The following is a 17,376-nucleotide window of genomic DNA, read 5'->3' as shown; positions in this document are numbered from 1 at the left end:
GGGTTCTGGCGAGTTGTTGGGGCATGGAAACGAACTCCCTGCCGCGCGATGCGGTGCTGATCGTCAATGTCCACAGCCGGAAGGGAGAGGCGCTTTTCCAACAGGCGCGCGAGAAGTTGGAGGCGGCGGGGGTGCGCTTGATTGCGGCCCATGCGGTGCGCGATCCCGAACGATTGCAGGAGACGGTGCGAGAGGCGGTGGGCAGTGGTGCGCCGATGGTCATCGTGGGCGGCGGTGATGGGTCATTGTCCGGGACGGTGGATGAGCTGGTGGGGAAGGATTGCGTGTTTGGCGTGTTGCCGCTTGGCACGGCCAACAGCTTTGCGCGGACGCTCGGCATTCCGCTGGATCTGGATGGGGCCGTGCAGGTGATCGCGCAGGGCAGGCGGCGGCGCATTGACCTGGGGATGATCGATCACGATTATTTCGTCAACGCGGCCTCGCTGGGGTTGTCGCCGATGATCGGGAAAACGGTGCCGCACAAGCTGAAGCGCTATCTGGGGCGGATCGGCTATCTGATCTGGGCGGTGAAATGTTCGGTCGGGTTTCGGGCGTTCCGCTTGATGATCGATGACGGCCAGGCCGAGCGGCGCATGTGGTCGACGGAAGTGCGGATATTGAACGGACCCTATCATGGCGGGGTTGAACTGTCCGATCGTGCCGACGTGGATAGCGGCGAGATCGTGGTTCAGGCGGTGGTGGGGCGCAGCCATGCGCGGCTGGCGTGGGACTGGTACGCTAAATTCTTCAAGCTGCGCGACAGGGATGCGCAGACGGAGGAGTTTCGGGGCCAGTCTTTTCGGATCGAGACGCAGCCTAGGCAGCGCATTTCGATCGATGGCGAGGTGGTCGCGAGGACGCCCGCAACGGTCAAGGTTGCCGCGGGCGCTATTGATGTGGCGGTGCCGGGTTAGGCTTTCAGGCGAGGTTCTTTTCGTAGATCTGGTAGATCTTGTTCACCTTGCCATCGATGGCATCTGCGATGGCGTTCATCCCCTGATTGTCGTCGAGCACCCAGCCGAGCTCACCCCGCGTCGCGCCATAGCGGCTGACGGCATTGCGGCGGATATATTCGATCATCATGAAGGCGAGCTGGCTGGCAAGGCGGGAGGATTGGAGCCTCTGGACCACGCCCATCAGCGGTACGCGCATGGTGCGGACTTGCGGTTTGCGCAGCCACCAGAGGAGCTTGGCCCAGCCGAAGGGGAGCAGGGAGCCGTTCAATGGCGCGGTCGCTTCGTTGAGGTCGGGCAGGGTCATCATGAAGGCGACCGGCTCGCCGTCGAGTTCGGCGATCATGATCAGGTCTTCGAACACAATGGGCTTCAGCTTCTTGCCGGTATGCGCCACTTCGGCGTCGGTGATCGGGACGAAACCCCAATTCCTGCCCCAGGCGTCGTTGAGGATGCCGAGCAGGATGGCCGCCTCGGCATCGAATTTTGACTTGTCGACCTGGCGGATGCGGATGCGGTCGCTCTTTTCGCCGGAGGAGACGATCCGCTGGATGAGCGGCGGGAAGGGGTTGGTGATGTCGAGTTCGTACGTCTTGAGCTGCTTGACGGGCTGGTAGCCCGCGCCCTCGATCATCGCCTGATAAGCGGGGCTGTTGTGGCCCATCATCACTGTGGGGGGATGGTCATGGCCTTCGATCAAAAGGCCCGGTTCTTCCCAGATCGAGAGCGAAATGGGGCCTAGCACGCGGGTCATGCCCTTGGCGCGGAGCCAGCTTTCCGCCGCTTCGATCAGCGCCTTTCCGGCTTCGGGGTCCTCCGCTTCGAAAAAGCCGAAATTGCCGGTGCCCGGACCCATGCCCTGTTCGACCGGCTGGGCGAGCGCGAGATGATCGATATGGGCGGAGATGCGGCCGACGACCTGACCATCGCGGCGGGCCAGGAAATATTGCGCCTCGGCATGGCCGAAATAGGGGTTCTTGCTGGGCTCTATGACACCGTAGACTTCGCTCTTGAGCGGCGGCACCCAGTTGGGGTCATTGGCGTACAGGCGCCATGGCAAGTCCACGAACGCCTTTTTGTCGGCCTTGGAAGTGACGGGGGTTATTACCAGATTCGGAGTAGCCACGGCAGAGCTTTCGCTAAAGGACCGGAGCAGTTCGGCGCTTGTTACGGGATTGTCAATCCGGAGCACGCCTGATGACGTACCAAGGCGAAGCTGTCATGCCGCTGCCACGATTTCAGCGCATTTACCATTTAGGAGCGCCTGCATGACTGTGCATGATCCCATCATAGCGGGCGCGGCCGTCAAGCGCGCCTCGATTCCGGATGACGCCGCGATGCTGCGCGCCGCAGCGGAACTGTCGCGCGAATTTGCGGTGGCGAACCCGAGGATTTACTGGCCGGACCTGCTGGCGTCGGCGCTGATCGGCTATGCGGCGCTTGCCGGAGCGATCGTGGCGAACAATGTCGCATTGGCGCTGTTGTGCGGATTGGTGGCGATGCTGGCGCTTTATCGGGCGGCGAGCTTCATCCATGAGCTGACGCATATCCGCAGGGACGCGCTTCCGGGTTTCCGGCTGGGCTGGAACCTGCTGGTCGGCATTCCGCTGATGATCCCGTCCTTCATGTATGAGGATGTGCATACGCAGCACCATGCGCGCACCCGCTACGGGACGGCGAACGATCCGGAATATCTGCCGCTGGCGTTGATGAAGCCGTGGTCGCTGCCTTTGTTCATCCTGATCGCGTCGCTGGCGCCGGTGGGTCTGATCCTGCGCTATGGCGTGTTGGCGCCGCTCAGCCTCTTCGTGCCCGCGCTACGGCGCAAGGTCGTTGCGGAGTTTTCGGCGCTGTCGATCAACCCGGCCTATCGCCGTCGCGCGCCGGAAGGGGAGTTTCGCCGCCGCTGGCTTTGGCAGGAGGCGGGCGCTTCGCTGTTTGCGCTTGCCCTGGTCGGCAGCGTGTTCGCCTTCGGATGGAAGCCTTTGCTCGTCTATATGGCTGTGCATTCGGGTATGACCGTCATCAACCAGCTTCGTACGCTGGTCGCGCACCTTTGGGAGAATGAGGGCGACGCGATGACGGTGACGGCGCAATATCTGGATTCGGTGAATGTACCGCCGCCTTCGCCGCTGGCAGCGATCTGGGCTCCGGTGGGGCTGCGCTATCATGCGCTGCATCACCTGCTGCCGAGTGTGCCTTATCACGCGCTGGGCAAGGCGCATGCGCGGTTGGTCGCGGCCTTGGGCGAGGATTCGCCTTACCATCGCGGCAATTATGCGGGCATGTGGCCGCTGGTGGGGAAGATTGCGCGCAGTACTATGGTTCGGCGTTAAGCCGCCTCGTTGGGCCTGAGATCCCAGTTGAAATGAGTTCACGCGCCTCATTTCAACGCTGGGATGACGGACTGAAAAGAGGCTTATTCCTCCGTTCTGAACAGGACCGTTTCGCCCACGAGCAGGAAGAGGAAGAAAGGCGCCCAGGCCGCGAGGATGGGCGGGTAGGCGCCGAGGTTGCCCATGGCGAGCGAGAAATTGTCGGCGACGAAATAGGCAAAGCCGAGGGCCATCCCCATCACGGCGCGCACGAATAACTGGCCCGAGCGCGCCAGGCCGAAGGCGGCGACGGACCCAAGGATCGGCATCAGCAAGGCCGAAAGCGGGCCGGACAGCTTGTGCCACAGGCTGCCTTCCAGTTCCGCGGTCGGACGTCCCGCGTCGCGCAGGTCGGCGATGGCGGCGCGCAGTTCCGAGAAAGTCAGGGCGTCAGGATCGACCTTTGCCAGGGTAAACTGGTCGGGGCGGATCGCATGGCCGAAGCGGACGGTGCCAGCCTGCCGTTCCGTGCCGCGCGCAACGTCGAACTGGCGTGCATCCTCCAGCAACCAGCTCTTGCTCGCCGCGTCATAATGGCCGCGTGGGGCCTGGACGATGGTCGTCAGGCTGTTGTTCAGGCGGTTGAAAATCTCGACCTTGCGCAGCTGCACATTATTGCCCCGACCCGCGACGATCGCGGCGGTGACGAGGTTGTTGCCGTCACGGACCCAAGGGTTCGACTTTACGCCGCTGTCGGTGGGAATGGGGCCATAATCGACGGCCTGCCAAGCGCTGAGCGAAGCGGTTGCGCGGGCTACCACGCGTTCGTTGAAAGCATAGCTTATGATGGCGACGCCGAGTGCGGAGGCGATCAGCGGCGCCAATATCTGATGCGCGGACAGGCCCGCCGCCTTCATCGACACGATCTCGCTATTCTGGTTCATGCCCGCGAGCATGATGAGCGTGCCCAGAAGCACCGAGAAAGGGAGGAAGCGCGCTATGATCTGCGGTATGCGAAGGCCGACATAATGCCACAGCTGCGCATCGCCGTTACCGGCATAGGCCAGGATGTCCCCTGACTCGCCCAGCAAGTCGAGCGTTTGCAGCACGACGACCAGCAGCGCCAGCACGGCGAAGGTCCGCGTCAGGAACAGGCGCGCCATATACCAGCTGATCTGGGGCGAGGGGAAGAAGTCGAACTGCATGGGTCAGGCTGCTCCCTGCGCGGTGGTCACCCGCTTTCGCCCGAAGCGAAGCAGTTTCGCGATCTGCTTGCCGAGCTTTGCAAAGGCATATTCGAGGGCGCCGATCGGCTGGCCGCCGGGGCGGTGCGCCACGACATGATACATCCACATGATCAGTACGGCCGTCAGCAGGAATGGCGTCCAGAGCGCTATGATCGGATCAACTTTGCCCAGTGAGCCGACGCCTTGGCCATATTCGTTGATCTTGTGATAGGTCACGATGAAGATGATCGAGAGGAAGACGCCCAAGGCCGATGTCGAACGCTTGGGTGGGATGGCGAAGGCAAGCGCGGCGAGCGGCAGCAGCATCATCATCGCCACCTCCACCAGACGGAAGTGGAAGTTGGCGCGGATTTCGTTGCGCAGCTTTTCGGGTGTCGCGGGGTCATGGCCCATCACAGCAAGTTCGGGAATGGTCTTTTCCCGGTCGACACTGCGTCCGCGGAAACGCTCTATCTGCGGCAGGTCGATCGGCAGATCGTGGCTGGAGAAGGAAAGGATACGCGGCGACTTATATTTGGGCGCGTCGTTGACCAACACCCCATCGCGCAAGCGGAAGATGATGGTATCGGGATCGTCCGTCGCCAGGAAGCTGCCTTGCGCGGCGGTCACCGCGACGGTCTGGCCATCCTTGCCAGCGGCGCGCACGAAGATGCCCTGAAGGTTGCGGCCTTCATCCAGACTGCGTTCGATCCGCAGGGTCATGCGCTTGCCGAGGCTGGTGAACTCGCCGACCTTGATCGATGCGCCTAGAGCGCCCGAGCGCAGTTCGAAACGCAGCGCCTCATAGGCGTGCCGGGAGAGCGGCTGAACGAAGCCGACGATGCCGAAATTGAGGAGGGCGAGCGCGATCGCGTACATATAGGGGACGCGCAGCAATCGGCCGTAGGACAGACCGACGCCGCGCATGACGTCCAGTTCCGATGACAGGGCCAGCTTCCGGAACGCCAGCAATATGCCCAGCATCAGGCCGATCGGAATGCCGAGTGACAGATATTCCGGCATCATGTTGGCGAGCATGCGCCACACGACGCTGACGGGGCCGCCCTCCGCCGCGACGAAGTCGAACAGGCTGAGCATCTTGTCGAGCACCAGCAGCATCGCGGAAATGACCAGCGTGCCGAGCATCGGCAGCGCTATCAGACGGGCGAGATATCGGTCGGTGGCGGTCAGCATTCTCTATGTGGTCGTCCCATCACCATGATTTGGCCGCAAACCCCGCCCATAGCAGAGTCACGGAAATGAAGTTCGCGGGGGCGAACAGGGGCTCGCCGTCCGGTTTCATCGGGCGGCTATAGCTTCACGGAGTTGGATGGTCATGTTCAAAGTTGCGATGGGCCTTTTGTCGGCTGGGGCGGTGTTTGCCTCTATCCCGGCCTTGGCTCACGGGCAGGAAATCGGGAACGAGCTGGATCGTTGTGGTCCGTCCGCGAAGGGTCCGGCGCTGCTGATCGACGTTCGGGGTTTTGCCGCCGCGACGGGCAAGGTCCGCGTGCAATCCTATCCCGCGACCAAAAGTGCCTGGCTGGCGAAGGGTGCGTGGTTGAATCGGATCGACACGGCGGTTCGCCCCGGCAGTGACGGGATGCGATTCTGCATGCCGGTGCCCGAACCGGGCAGATATGCGATTGCAGTCCGGCACGACCGGGACGGCAATGGCAAGACGAGCATTTCGCGCGACGGCGGCGGTTTTTCCAACAATCCGTCGATCAGCATCTTCAACCTGGGCAAGCCGTCGGTCGAAAAGGCTGCGGTGAAGGTTGGTCCGGGTGTGACGCGGATCACCATTAAACTTCAGTATATGTGAGTTCTGATGGTCCGGGTCGCGCTTCTGTCCAATCCCAAGTCGACGGGCAACCGGCAGACGCTGCCGCGCGTGCGCAGTTACTGCGCCAGCAATCCCGACATCTTCCATTATGAGGTGGAGCATGTCGATCAGATCGGCCGCGCGTTGCAAACCATCGCGCGCGTCGATCCGGTGGTCATCGTCATCAATGGTGGCGACGGGACGGTGCAGGCGGCGCTGACGGAACTGTATCAGGGTGAGCATTTCAAGGGCCGCGTGCCGCCGATCGCGGTGCTGCCCAATGGCAAGACCAATTTGATCGCGCTCGACCTTGGCATCCATGGCGATCCGATCAAGGCGCTGGAGCGCATCGTTCAGATCGCCAAGGCGGGCGTGGACGATCATGTCGTGGCGCGCGAGCTGATCGCGCTGTCCGACGGAGGGGCGGAATCGCGGCCGGTGCTGGGCATGTTCCTGGGCGGCGCGGGGCTTGCCGATTACATGCTTTACTGCCGTAACCAGATTTATCCGCTTGGCCTGTCCAATGGGCTTAGCCATTTCCTGACGGTGATAGCGGTGCTGGTGTCGTTGGTTTTCGGCATTCGAGCGCGGTTCCTGCCGCAATCCAGCCACCCGGTGCGCATCTCGCTGATCCGGGAAGGGCAGTTGGCGGGGCGCTTTGCCGTGCTTATCGTGACGACGCTCGACCGGCTGCTGCTGGGCGTGCAGGCAGGGGACAGCCGTCGCGGGAACATGAAGCTGATGGCGGTGGACCAGAGTCTGGCCGCGCTTTTGCGGCTGGCCTGGGCGAGCATCACCCGGCGGGTCGGCAAGTCGCAGGTGCAGGGCGTGCATCTGGAACAGGGCGATATCATCCGGATCGAGGGCGACCGAAGCAGCGTCATTCTTGACGGTGAGCTGTTTGAGGCTTCGGAAGGCAAGCCGATCGTGTTGCGATCGACGGAGCCGGTGCCTTTCCTGCGGCTGGCGGCTTGAGGGTTGCCCTCAACTCCGTTCGGGCTGAGCTTGTCGAAGCCCTTCTCTTTTTTAAAAATTGAGCCCTTCGACAGGCTCAGGGCGAACGGGAATAGGGGAGAGGTTATCCCTTCCGCTTGAGCGCATCCGCCAGTGACACAGTCGCGCTGCCCCGCCGGGCTGGCTTGGCTTGGCTGGAATCGGGTTTCCACCCGCTCAGATACAGGATCGCCATATCCTCCGCAGTGCGCCCATCAGCATCTGCGGCGGCCGAGAAGTGCTGGCTCGCGCCGATCAATGTCTCGCGGCGCAGCGCCGGGGGATGGGACGCCAACACATTGCCTGCGCCCATACCGCGCAGGTCCTGCATCAGGCGTAATATGTCGCCGTAGCGCACGGTCAGCGTCTCGCTGTCCGCCACTGGCATGGCGAAACCGGCTCGGCTCAGCAGGTCGCCCGCCGCGCGCACGTCGATTTGCGGATGGATGTGCTGGGCGGGGCGATCGCCTTCTCCGGCCATCAGCGCTGTACGCAGGCGGGGCAGGGTGCCCGCGCCGGTAAAGGCCGCGAGCAGCAGGCCGTCGGGCCGCAGGATGCGCCGCATGAGGATGAGCGCGCCGGGGAGGTCATTGACGCTGTCGAGCGTGCCGCAGGCGATGATCAGGTCGAAACTGTCGTCGGCGAAGGGGAGCGCGTCTTCTTCCGCCTGCACGCCGCCCTGCGCGCTCGCGGCTGCGAAGCCGGGGTCGGTGCATATTACCGTCTTCTCCATGGTTTCAAGCGCGGCGCGAGCGCTGCCGTCGGGGCAGCCGATGACGAGAACTTCGGACAAGTCACGCTGAACATCCGCCAACCGGTCGAGCAATTCGTCCAGCATCGCGCGATAGAGAAAGTCATGCTCGGCGAAATGCGGCATCATCCGGTCCCGCCGCCTGGCGCGCAATGTGCGGTCGAAGATGTCGGGCTGGCTCATGGCGGCCCTTGTGCATCGGTGCCGGAGCGGGAACAAGGGCGATCATGCATCTCGCTTCTCTTCTCAAGAGCGCTGTTCGCCCGGCGCTCGACTATGCGCTGCCGCCGCGTTGCCCCGGATGCGGCGTCATCGTCAATGCCGACGATGCCTTTTGCCTGACATGCTGGAGCGGGATGCGCTTTCTGGGCGAGCCCTGCTGCGCGCGATGTGGCGTGCCGTTCGAACATGATAGGGGCGGGACGCGGCATGCGGCGCCTGCCTTGCCGATCCGCCGCCATTCGACAGCGCGCGGGCGGTGCTGGCCTATGGCGATGTCGCGCGGACGGTGGCGTTGCGGCTGAAATATGGGCGGCGCATCGGTCTGGCGCGGCTGATCGCGCGGCATATGGCTCGGCGCTTGCCCGCCTTCGATGCACCGCCGTTAGTCGTGCCGGTGCCGTTGCATCGGTGGCGGCTGTGGTGGCGGGGCTTCAATCAGGCGGCGCTGATCGCGGATCATCTTGGTAGGGCTTCAGGGCTGCCGGTGGACAAGCATGCGCTGCTTCGAGTCCGTGCGACGCAGCCGCTGCGGAGCATGCATGCGCGGCAGCGGGCCAAGGCTGTCGCGGGTGCTTTTGCACTGGCTAAGGATCATGGCGTCAAAGGCAGGGCGGTGCTGCTGATCGACGATGTCCATACCAGTGGCGCGACTGGGGCTGCTTGCGCGCGGGTGCTGAAACGTGGCGGGGCGTCGAGCGTTCATCTGTTGTGCTGGGCGCGGGCTTTGCCGGAAGGCGCGGAAGGCACTGATTGACAAAGGCTCGCCCAGCCACAATTTCAGCGCGCAAGGAGTATCGAATGGCGAAGGTCGAAATCTACACGAAGGCATGGTGCGGATATTGCGCGCGGGCAAAGGCGCTGCTGGAGGGCAAGGGCGTGGCCTTTGATGAATATGACATCACGATGGGCGGCCCGAAGCGCGGCGAAATGTTGGATCGCGCCAATGGCGGGACCACGGTGCCGCAGATATTCATCGACGGCAGGCATATTGGCGGCAGCGACGACATGGCGGCGCTGGATCGTCAGGGCAAGCTGAACCCGTTGCTAGGGCTGTAAGCGCCATGCGGGCCGCGATCTTCCAGATGACGAGCGGGATCGACCCCGCCGCGAATGCGGCCGCCATCGTCGAGATGGCGAGACGCGCGGCCGAACAGCGCGCGGATATGCTGTTCACCCCGGAAATGGCGGGTTATCTGGATCGAAACCGGGCGCGGGCTGCGGATACCCTGCGCAGTGAGGCTGACGATCCGGTGCTAAACGCCGTTCGCGAGGCGGCTGCTCGGCATGGGCTGTGGGTGCATATTGGTTCCTTGCCGCTCAACGAAGAAGGTGGCGATGGCCGTTGGGTCAACCGCAGCTTCATGATCGATGACAAGGGCGGCATTCGGGCGCGCTACGACAAAATCCATCTGTTCGATGTCGATCTGGCGACCGGGGAAAGCTGGCGGGAATCGTCGGTCTATCGGCCGGGGGAAGAGGTGGTGGCGGTCGATACGCCTTGGGCAAGGATGGGGTTGTCGGTCTGTTACGACATGCGCTTTCCCGACCTTTATCGCACTCTCACCAATGCGGGCGCCACGATGTTGCTGATGCCTGCCGCGTTCACCGTGCCGACCGGGCAGGCGCACTGGCATGTCCTGCTGCGCGCCCGTGCGATCGAGGCTGGGTGTTTCGTGATAGCGGCCGCGCAGACCGGCCGCCATGAGGACGGACGGGAAACTTACGGCCATAGTCTGGTCATCGATCCTTGGGGGATGTCTTGCTCGACATGGGAGAGGAGGAGGGACTATCCCTTGCCGAGATCGACCTGTCGCGCGTAGAGGACGTGCGCGGGCGCGTGCCTGCGATTGCCAACCGGCGTAACCTTCCAGCGGATGTGACCATTTCGTGATTGTTTTCGACCTCAAATGCGGCGCCCATGGCCATGTGTTCGAAGCCTGGTTCGGATCGAGCGCGGACTATGAGGATCAGGTGACGCGCGGCCTGCTGGCCTGCCCCATGTGCGGCGATGCGGAGGTATCCAAGGCATTGATGGCGCCCGCTGTTGCCGCCAAAGGAAACAGCCGCAGGGCGGAAGCGCCGGTTGCTACCTCGACCGCGCCGGTGGCCATGGCAGGCGACGAAATTCGGATGCGTGAGATGATGCAGGCACTGGCGCAGGCGCAGTCAAAGGTTCTGGAAGATTCGACCTGGGTCGGTAGAGGGTTCGCCGAACATGCCCGCGCCATGCATTATGGTGAGAAGGACCGGGCGAGCATCCACGGCGAAGTTGCACCCGAGGAGGCGCGCGCGCTGATATCGGAAGGCGTGGAGGTTGCTCCGTTGCTGTTTCCGGTCGTGCCGCCCGAAGCGAAGAATTGACCGCGCCTGCGACGCAGCATAGAGCCGTCACCGGGCACCCGTAGCTCAGCAGGATAGAGCATCAGATTCCTAATCTGAGGGCCATGGGTTCGAATCCCGTCGGGTGCACCACTCCTTTCCAAGAATCGCCAGTGTCCGGGAGACCGGCCGACGGTCAGAATTACTCACGCGTTATCCGTGGGTTGTGAGGGTGTGTTTGGCTCTGGGGCAATTGGAGACCAGATTGCCCTAATGGCGCCGCCTGCCAAAGCCCGACATCTCCAGGCGCCGATGTTGGTGCCTCAAGAATTTTGGACGTTTGAGGGAGGGTTGTCTTCAGGCGAACCCGAACAACCGCTCTTGAGCTGACCAGCTCAGTGGGATGCGATCGGTGCGCACCAGTTGCCTGCGAGTGAGGCTGGCCGGCTGCGTACCATGGATGATGGCGCTGATGATTGGACATGTAACGGTTTTGTGCCGGTCACTTGAGAGTTTAAAGCTCGTTCAAGGAGACCGACGAGATGATCAAACATAGCGAGGAGCTCAAGCAGGAGGCGGTGCGGATTGCGCTGACCAGTGGGTTGCCGCGGGAGCGGGTCGCGTTGGATTTGGGGGTTGGCAAATCGACGCTGAACAAGTGGGTGTCGCAGTATCGGCCCAGTGATCTGGTTTCAGCGCCGCAAGCAGATCTGGCTCGCGAGAATGAACGGCTTCGCCTTGAGAACCGCGTGCTGCGGGAGGAGAGGGAAATCCTAAAAAAGGCCACGCAGTTCTTCGCGAGCCAAAGGCCGTGAAGTTCGCTTTCGTGCATAGCTGGCGGCATCGCTGGCCCGTTGCACTGCTCTGCCGTGTCATGCTTGTCAGTGAACGCGGCTATCGTTCCTGGCGCTCGCGCCCGATCAGTTGCCGGGGCCGGACGGACATGAAGGTGTTGGCTCATATCCGCGAACAATACAGGCTGAGCCTTGGCAGCTACGGCCGTCCTCGCATGACGATGGAGTTAAAAGAGGTGGGGCTCGATGTGGGTGAGCGCCGGGTCGGGCGCCTTATGACCCGAAGGGCGGCGTAGCCAACATCAACGGGATCAGGCCGGTCCGCACGCGCAAACACAAGGTTACGACAGACAGCCACCATCGCCTGGGTGTCGCGGCAAACTGGCTGGACGGCGATTTCGCCGCCGATGCGCCCAACCGTAAATGGGCCGGCGACATCACCTATATCTGGACGTCGGAGGGATGGCTCTACCTCGCTGTCATCCTCGATCTGCATAGCCGCCGCGTCGTGGGCTGGGCTGTCAGCGACAGGATGAAGAAGGATTTGGCGATCAGGGCACTGGATATGGCGGTACGCCTGCGCCAGCCACCAGAGGGCTGCCTTTTCCATTCGGATCGCGGCAGCCAATATTGTTCTTACGATTATCAGAAAAAGCTGCAGGCCTATGGCCTGCGTCCATCAATGAGCGGCAAGGGTAATTGTTACGACAATGCCTCCGTCGAGACGTTCTTCAAATCCCTGAAGGCGGAACTCATCTGGCGGCAGCGCTGGCCAACGCGACGGCAGGCAGAAGCTGCCATCTTCCAATACATCAACGGCTTCTACAACGCCCGTCGTCGCCATTCATATCTGGGCGGCATTAGCCCGCTCGCCTTCGAAGCCAAGGTGGCATAATGAGATAAGTGACCGGCACAAAACCGTTACATGTCCAGTTCAGGCCGCGGGGCGAGCGTCGGCACTGGAGACTGCCACCGACACCAATCGTGCCTTGCTGGATGCGGGCGTTGAAGGGGCCGTAAAGAAATTGGTGAGCGGAGGTATGCTCAGTTTTGAACGGCTCGCATTCAAATCCTATGGCCGAGCGCAATCCCGGGTTGAATCCTTTATTGATTCTAATGGTGACGGCATCTGCAACAACAATGAGGGCTTCGACGACGCCAACCGCAACGGTGTCAGGGATGCAGATTCCGGGGTACAGGGTCAAGGCGGCGCCAAGGATGTCACCATCTATTCGGTAACCCTGCAATATGATCGCGTTTTCCCGATGGCCACACTTTTGGGATGGAGCCCCAGGGTCAGTATGACCTCTCGCACCATATTGCACAACCAGCCCTTTGATAAGCAGGCAGAGCCGCTGATCGGAAAATGTTGAGGATCTTGTTGATGAATATTCTTCTCTCGCGGTCACAAAGCGTGATTGATGGGATCGCTCATCGACTAGGTGGTCTGGTCCGTTGTAAATCTGGAATAGCCTTGACGGAGTTTGCAATAGCGTTTCCTTTGCTACTGATACTTGCCACTTCAGGCCTTGAACTCATCAACTATGCTCTGACGGTCAAGAAGATAGGCGAAATCTCCGGAATGGTGGCGGACAATGCATCGCGCATGGGCTCTCAAAGCGCTATCAATAACAAGCCGGTCAGCGAGGCAGAAATTAATGACGTTTTTATCGGTGCCGACTTACAGGCGTCTGAACTAGGCCTCGGCCAAAATGGTAAGATCGTGCTTTCCAGCCTGCAGACCAACCCCGATGGTGGTCAGACCATCAAATGGCAACGGTGCTTTGGCGGCGATGCATATCACTCCGCTTATGGGCCACAAGGCACGGGGGCTACGGGTACGAGCTTTGCGGGCATGGGGCCGACGGGTGAGGAGATCAAGGCAGCTGCGGGAACTGCTGTGATGGTGGTGGAAATCCATTATACCTACAAGCGCTTGATGCCGATTGTTTCTTTACCACTTCACGATATTACAGAGCTTTCAGCCTTTAATGTTCGTGACAGTCGCGATATTACCCAAGTTTATAATAGCGAAAACGTGACGCCTTCAACCTGCACCTGACTCTGCGTCCTTCCCGGGATAACGGCGTGTGAAAGTGGGCGCTGAGCGCTAAGACTGTGCAGGCTGCGCTTTGGGCTATGGGTTCGCGTCAAGGTCGACATTTAGTTCACGTGGCCAGTAGCGAAGCGGGCGGCACGCCGCGATGAACGTGCGGGCGTCGTCGGTCTTGCCGAGCGGCAGACAGGCCTCGTCCAGATCGCTGGCGATGCCAGCCTTGGCGAAGATTGCCTCTGCCTCGGCGCTGATCCCTATGAATTTGCAATGGGCAAAAGCGTCGGTCACGAAATCCTTGGCTGCCGCGTCGAGCGACAGCAGCGCTGCCCCCTCAGCGGACACGATGATGGCGACTGCATCGAACAGCACCGACGGCCCACCGTCAATCTTGTGCTTGGCAGCTGCCCGCGTCCCATCGGACAGGGTTACCCCGCCGATCTTCGGGGCGATGATCTCGAACATGGCGCCTTCTGCATCCACTGCATCGATCAGCGCCTTGAGCAATTTTGCGTCCGCTCCGTCGCTCAGCAGGATGCCCAGCTTTCGACCGCGAAAACTACCCGGACCGTTTTTGACGATGCTGAGCTTGTCGGAAGGCGGCAGGTCGGTGATAGGCTTGCGTGCGGTCACGGCCGGATCGGGCAGAGGCAGGCCAAGGCCATCGGACACCTTCACCGCCAGTGTCTCGTCGACATTGAGCAGGTGGGACACCGTCCTCGACCGAATGTCGGGACGTTCGACCTTGGACAGTTCGAAGACGAGCGCATCGGCAATATGTTTCTGTTCGACAGGGGTCTGGCTGATAAAGAATTGCCGCGCCTGGCTGTAATGGTCGGCGAAACTTTCCGATCGCGCGCGCTGCTTGGGGCCGTCCGCAGTTTCAGCAAAGCTGCTGAATCCACGAACTGGGTTTTCGCGCGGCCCGCCTTGTGTGGGCCCCCAGCTGTTGGGCTCATAGTTCACGCGTCCCTTCGGATTACGCATGGCCATGTGGCCATCCTGCTGGAAATGGGCCATCGGGCATTTGGGCGCGTTGATCGGAATATGCGTGAAGTTTGGTCCGCCCAGACGCTTGATCTGGGTGTCGAGATAGGAAAAGTTGCGTCCTTGCAGCAGCGGGTCGTTGGAAAAATCGATGCCGGGCGGGACGTTTTGAGTGCAAAAAGCGACTTGCTCCGTCTCGGCAAAGAAATTGTCGACGACCCGGTCGAGCACCAGCCGACCGATCACCCGGATGGGCACCAGTTCTTCCGGTATGATTTTCGTAGCGTCGAGAATATCGAAGTCGAAGCTGTCGGCGAAGGCATCGTCAAACAGTTGAACGCCAAGCTCCCATTCGGGAAAATCGCCGCCGTTGATTGCGTCCCACAGATCCCGGCGATGAAAGTCGGGGTCAGCGCCATTGATCTTGACCGCCTCGTTCCAGACCACCGACTGCAGGCCCTGCTTGGGCTTCCAATGGAATTTAACGAAGGTGGACCGGCCCTCCGCATCGAGCAGCCGGAAAGTATGAACGCCAAAGCCCTCCATCGTGCGGAAGGACCGCGGAATTGCCCGATCCGACATGGCCCACATGATCATGTGGAAACTTTCGGGCGTCAGGCTGATGAAGTCCCAGAAATTGTCATGAGCGGTTTGCGCTTGAGGGAAGTTGCGGTCCGGCTCGGGCTTGGCCGCATGAACCAGGTCGGGGAATTTCATCGCATCCTGAATGAAAAAGACAGGGATGTTGTTGCCCACCAGGTCCCAATTGCCCTCCTGCGTGTAGATCTTGACCGCGAAGCCGCGCACGTCGCGCGCGAGATCAAATGATCCCTTCGAACCGGCGACGGTCGAAAAGCGGACGAAGGCGGGCGTCCTTTCGCCCACCCGCTGGAAAATATCGGCGCGGCTGACATCGGCCAGGCTGTCGGTCAGTTCAAAAAAGCCGTGCGCGCCATAGCCACGCGCATGCACGACGCGCTCAGGAATGCGCTCATGGTCAAAGTGGAAGATCTTCTCCCGAAAATGGAAGTCTTCCAGCAGCGTTGGCCCGCGTGCTCCTTGCTTCAAACTGTTCTGGTCATCTGCGACCGGGATACCCTGCTGCGTGGTGAGCGTCGCTACGTCGCTCCCTGCAGTCTGATGCGTTTCGCCACCTTCGGACTGTTTCTCGGCATAGGAGAGGGAGATGGCGGCGTCAGCGGGGACGGGTGCCGCTTTTTGTGGCGACTCTCCACCCAGATCGGCGCCCGCGAGACCCGAGGGTGCCAGCTTCCCAGCCGATTTGGGAGATGCTTTCGAGGAGGCTTTGGACGGTGCAGACTTCTTCGCCATGACGGCTCCTTGTCAATCGTGGAGATGGTGAGCCGACGAGACACAGCAGCCGGCCGCACATATCCCGACATGAACCCGGAAGACTGGTCGGAGTTGCCGACCGTGAAAAATTAAGAGAGACGTCTTGGTCACTCGCGTCCGAAGCGTCGGAGCATAACGCCGGGAGGAAAGCCAAAGCCGCTGAAGAGTTCTCCGCTGACAAACTCATGGCCTTGTGTCAGGTCGCTGACAGCCCAAGACTGTTCGGACAGCCATGTTTCCCCCAGCCCGACATCGGCGACGAACGGATAGGGAATGGCAACAGCGGCTCCGATCGGAGCTTCGCGATGCGGCCCAACGGCCGTTGAGGATGCGAAGCCGGGCAGGAGCGGGATTTCCGGTACGCGCAGAGGCATAGCGCGCGGTTGTGTGGAAAGCCGACATGGAGGATCGGCGCAACCGGCGGACCAATCGGCAAACTTGGGTATACAAAAATTGGGGAAGCGGACGGTCGACAGCTGGAATGGAGAAGTTGGCGGTTGAACGACCATAAAGGGTCGAAGCTGATCGCGCCATGCCACCTTTCCCGCGGGGTCAAAGACTGCCGCCGCATAGCAGTGGTGGACATAGCCCTGCTCCGCGATGCCGAAAGCCTGTAGCCCGTCGCGGACGGCTAAGTTGTCGGTGGCATCATGCGCCAGCCCACGCAGCGAAAACCTACATGGCTGGTCGATGAATCGATTGCCTGCGCATGTCTCGCCGCCGGGCGGTAGCGCTGGCAGTAATTGGATGCGCAAAGGTGCGAACCGCCTTTCACGACCTTTCGCGGGATCGCATTCACTGCGTCCATGCTCTCGCGCCGCGTCGGACCGCGTGGATTTGCGGGTATGCAGCAGCTACCGCGCGCCTTGCTTTCAATCTTTGGCTGGGCATACCAGTCGATGGTCCATTCCCAGACATTGCCGATCATGTCGTAAAGGCCAAAACCGTTCGCCGGATAGCTGCGAACGGGGGAAGTCCTTTCCCATCCATCGTCCAGAGTATTCGCGAATGGAAAAGCGCCCTGCCAATAATTGGCCAGCATTGCTCCATCGGGCGCCAGTTGATCGCCCCAGGCATAATCCTGCCCGTCCAACCCACCGCGCGCCGCATATTCCCATTCGGCCTCGGTCGGCAGCGACTTGCCTGCCCATTTCGCATAAGCACGCACATCCTCTAATGCGACATGCACAACGGGGTGATCCTCCAACCCGTCCAGATTGCTGTCCGGGCCATGCGGATGCCGCCAGTCCACGCCGAACGCGAAGTCCCACCATTGGCTGGGATCGTGCAGGTCAACCGGCCCGGACGTACGGTGGAACAGCAAAGATCCCGGCCGCGCCATGTCGATCGGCATGCCCGGATAGTCTTTGGGATCAGGCGCGATTTCAGCCAGCGTCTTGTGGTTCGTGGCGTCGACGAAGCGGGCGAATTCGCGATTGGTGACAGGCGTCTCGTCGATCCAGAAGCCATCGACGCGCACGGGCCGCACCGGCGCTTCTTCGGGGTAGAAATTCTCAGACCCCATCGCGAACACGCCCCCTTCCACCCAGCGCATGCCACTGGTGTCGGGTTGAGCTGCCCGTGA

General features: G+C 61.5%; 15 protein-coding genes, 1 tRNA gene and 3 pseudogenes. 12 read left to right on the top strand and 7 right to left on the bottom strand.

The window, feature by feature from the left end; all coding sequences use genetic code 11:
• Positions 1 to 23: 23 nt before the first annotated feature.
• Positions 24 to 914, top strand: a complete 891-nt coding sequence (locus ACWNC0_RS17575; RefSeq protein ID WP_449473456.1) for a diacylglycerol/lipid kinase family protein — start codon at positions 24 to 26, stop codon at positions 912 to 914.
• 4 nt (positions 915 to 918) lie between these two features.
• Here the strand turns inward: ACWNC0_RS17575 and ACWNC0_RS17570 are convergent, their stop codons facing one another.
• Entirely contained in the window at positions 919 to 2,079 is a 1,161-nt protein-coding gene (locus tag ACWNC0_RS17570) for an N-acetyltransferase (protein ID WP_449473455.1), read from the bottom strand.
• Between the two features lie 142 nt (positions 2,080 to 2,221).
• Here ACWNC0_RS17570 and ACWNC0_RS17565 point away from each other — a divergent pair, with 142 nt between their 5' ends.
• Positions 2,222 to 3,289 carry a fatty acid desaturase family protein gene (locus ACWNC0_RS17565; RefSeq protein ID WP_449473453.1) on the top strand — a complete coding sequence of 356 codons (1,068 nt, stop codon included), beginning with the start codon at positions 2,222 to 2,224 and terminating at the stop codon, positions 3,287 to 3,289.
• 83 nt (positions 3,290 to 3,372) lie between these two features.
• On the opposite strand, the gene lptG is transcribed toward ACWNC0_RS17565, so the two are convergent.
• Together lptG and lptF are read right to left on the bottom strand one after the other, a co-directional pair.
• The gene (gene lptG / locus ACWNC0_RS17560) at positions 3,373 to 4,473 is read right to left on the bottom strand and encodes an LPS export ABC transporter permease LptG (RefSeq protein ID WP_449473452.1); all 1,101 of its coding nucleotides are present in this window, start codon (positions 4,471 to 4,473) and stop codon (positions 3,373 to 3,375) included.
• A 3-nt stretch (positions 4,474 to 4,476) separates the two neighbouring features.
• Positions 4,477 to 5,688 carry an LPS export ABC transporter permease LptF gene (lptF, locus tag ACWNC0_RS17555; RefSeq protein ID WP_449473450.1) on the bottom strand — a complete coding sequence of 404 codons (1,212 nt, stop codon included), beginning with the start codon at positions 5,686 to 5,688 and terminating at the stop codon, positions 4,477 to 4,479.
• A gap of 136 nt (positions 5,689 to 5,824) precedes the next feature.
• Here lptF and ACWNC0_RS17550 point away from each other — a divergent pair, with 136 nt between their 5' ends.
• Both ACWNC0_RS17550 and ACWNC0_RS17545 read left to right on the top strand, forming a co-directional pair.
• Positions 5,825 to 6,319: a DUF2141 domain-containing protein gene (locus tag ACWNC0_RS17550; protein ID WP_196224118.1), complete on the top strand. Its 495-nt coding sequence runs from the start codon at positions 5,825 to 5,827 to the stop codon at positions 6,317 to 6,319.
• Between the two features lie 6 nt (positions 6,320 to 6,325).
• On the top strand, positions 6,326 to 7,294 hold the full coding sequence (locus tag ACWNC0_RS17545) for an acylglycerol kinase family protein (protein ID WP_449473449.1): 969 nt from the start codon (positions 6,326 to 6,328) through the stop codon (positions 7,292 to 7,294).
• A gap of 103 nt (positions 7,295 to 7,397) precedes the next feature.
• On the opposite strand, the gene ACWNC0_RS17540 is transcribed toward ACWNC0_RS17545, so the two are convergent.
• Positions 7,398 to 8,246 (bottom strand): class I SAM-dependent methyltransferase, encoded by an 849-nt coding sequence (locus ACWNC0_RS17540; RefSeq protein WP_449473448.1) that lies wholly within the window; start codon positions 8,244 to 8,246, stop codon positions 7,398 to 7,400.
• Between the two features lie 44 nt (positions 8,247 to 8,290).
• Between ACWNC0_RS17540 and ACWNC0_RS17535 the strand changes: the two are divergent.
• The 8 genes and pseudogenes from ACWNC0_RS17535 (at position 8,291) to ACWNC0_RS17500 (ending at position 13,460) form a co-directional block, all read left to right on the top strand.
• Positions 8,291 to 9,039, top strand: a pseudogene (locus ACWNC0_RS17535) (double zinc ribbon domain-containing protein).
• Between the two features lie 44 nt (positions 9,040 to 9,083).
• Positions 9,084 to 9,341 carry a glutaredoxin 3 gene (gene grxC, locus ACWNC0_RS17530; RefSeq protein ID WP_449473447.1) on the top strand — a complete coding sequence of 86 codons (258 nt, stop codon included), beginning with the start codon at positions 9,084 to 9,086 and terminating at the stop codon, positions 9,339 to 9,341.
• A 5-nt stretch (positions 9,342 to 9,346) separates the two neighbouring features.
• Positions 9,347 to 10,176 (top strand): annotated as a pseudogene (locus ACWNC0_RS17525) (carbon-nitrogen hydrolase family protein).
• Entirely contained in the window at positions 10,173 to 10,646 is a 474-nt protein-coding gene (locus ACWNC0_RS17520; RefSeq protein WP_449473445.1) for a DUF1178 family protein, read from the top strand. The pseudogene ACWNC0_RS17525 and the gene ACWNC0_RS17520 overlap by 4 nt, the downstream one beginning before the upstream one ends.
• A gap of 34 nt (positions 10,647 to 10,680) precedes the next feature.
• Positions 10,681 to 10,757 (top strand) — tRNA-Arg (locus tag ACWNC0_RS17515).
• 389 nt (positions 10,758 to 11,146) lie between these two features.
• Positions 11,147 to 12,293: pseudogene (locus tag ACWNC0_RS17510) on the top strand (IS3 family transposase).
• A 145-nt stretch (positions 12,294 to 12,438) separates the two neighbouring features.
• Positions 12,439 to 12,771 carry a hypothetical protein gene (locus ACWNC0_RS17505; protein WP_449473444.1) on the top strand — a complete coding sequence of 111 codons (333 nt, stop codon included), beginning with the start codon at positions 12,439 to 12,441 and terminating at the stop codon, positions 12,769 to 12,771.
• An 11-nt stretch (positions 12,772 to 12,782) separates the two neighbouring features.
• Entirely contained in the window at positions 12,783 to 13,460 is a 678-nt protein-coding gene (locus ACWNC0_RS17500) for a TadE/TadG family type IV pilus assembly protein (RefSeq protein ID WP_449473442.1), read from the top strand.
• 75 nt (positions 13,461 to 13,535) lie between these two features.
• On the opposite strand, the gene katE is transcribed toward ACWNC0_RS17500, so the two are convergent.
• From katE to ACWNC0_RS17485, 3 genes are all read right to left on the bottom strand, one after another.
• Complete coding sequence (gene katE, locus ACWNC0_RS17495; protein ID WP_449473441.1) at positions 13,536 to 15,770, bottom strand: catalase; 2,235 nt, start codon at positions 15,768 to 15,770, stop codon at positions 13,536 to 13,538.
• Between the two features lie 128 nt (positions 15,771 to 15,898).
• On the bottom strand, positions 15,899 to 16,165 hold the full coding sequence (locus ACWNC0_RS17490) for a hypothetical protein (protein WP_449473439.1): 267 nt from the start codon (positions 16,163 to 16,165) through the stop codon (positions 15,899 to 15,901).
• Between the two features lie 257 nt (positions 16,166 to 16,422).
• Positions 16,423 to 17,346 carry a formylglycine-generating enzyme family protein gene (locus tag ACWNC0_RS17485; RefSeq protein ID WP_449474652.1) on the bottom strand — a complete coding sequence of 308 codons (924 nt, stop codon included), beginning with the start codon at positions 17,344 to 17,346 and terminating at the stop codon, positions 16,423 to 16,425.
• Positions 17,347 to 17,376: the final 30 nt, after the last annotated feature.

This window comes from Sphingobium chungangianum (assembly GCF_977014255.1).
This window is presented reverse-complemented; position numbering and strand designations above follow the sequence as displayed.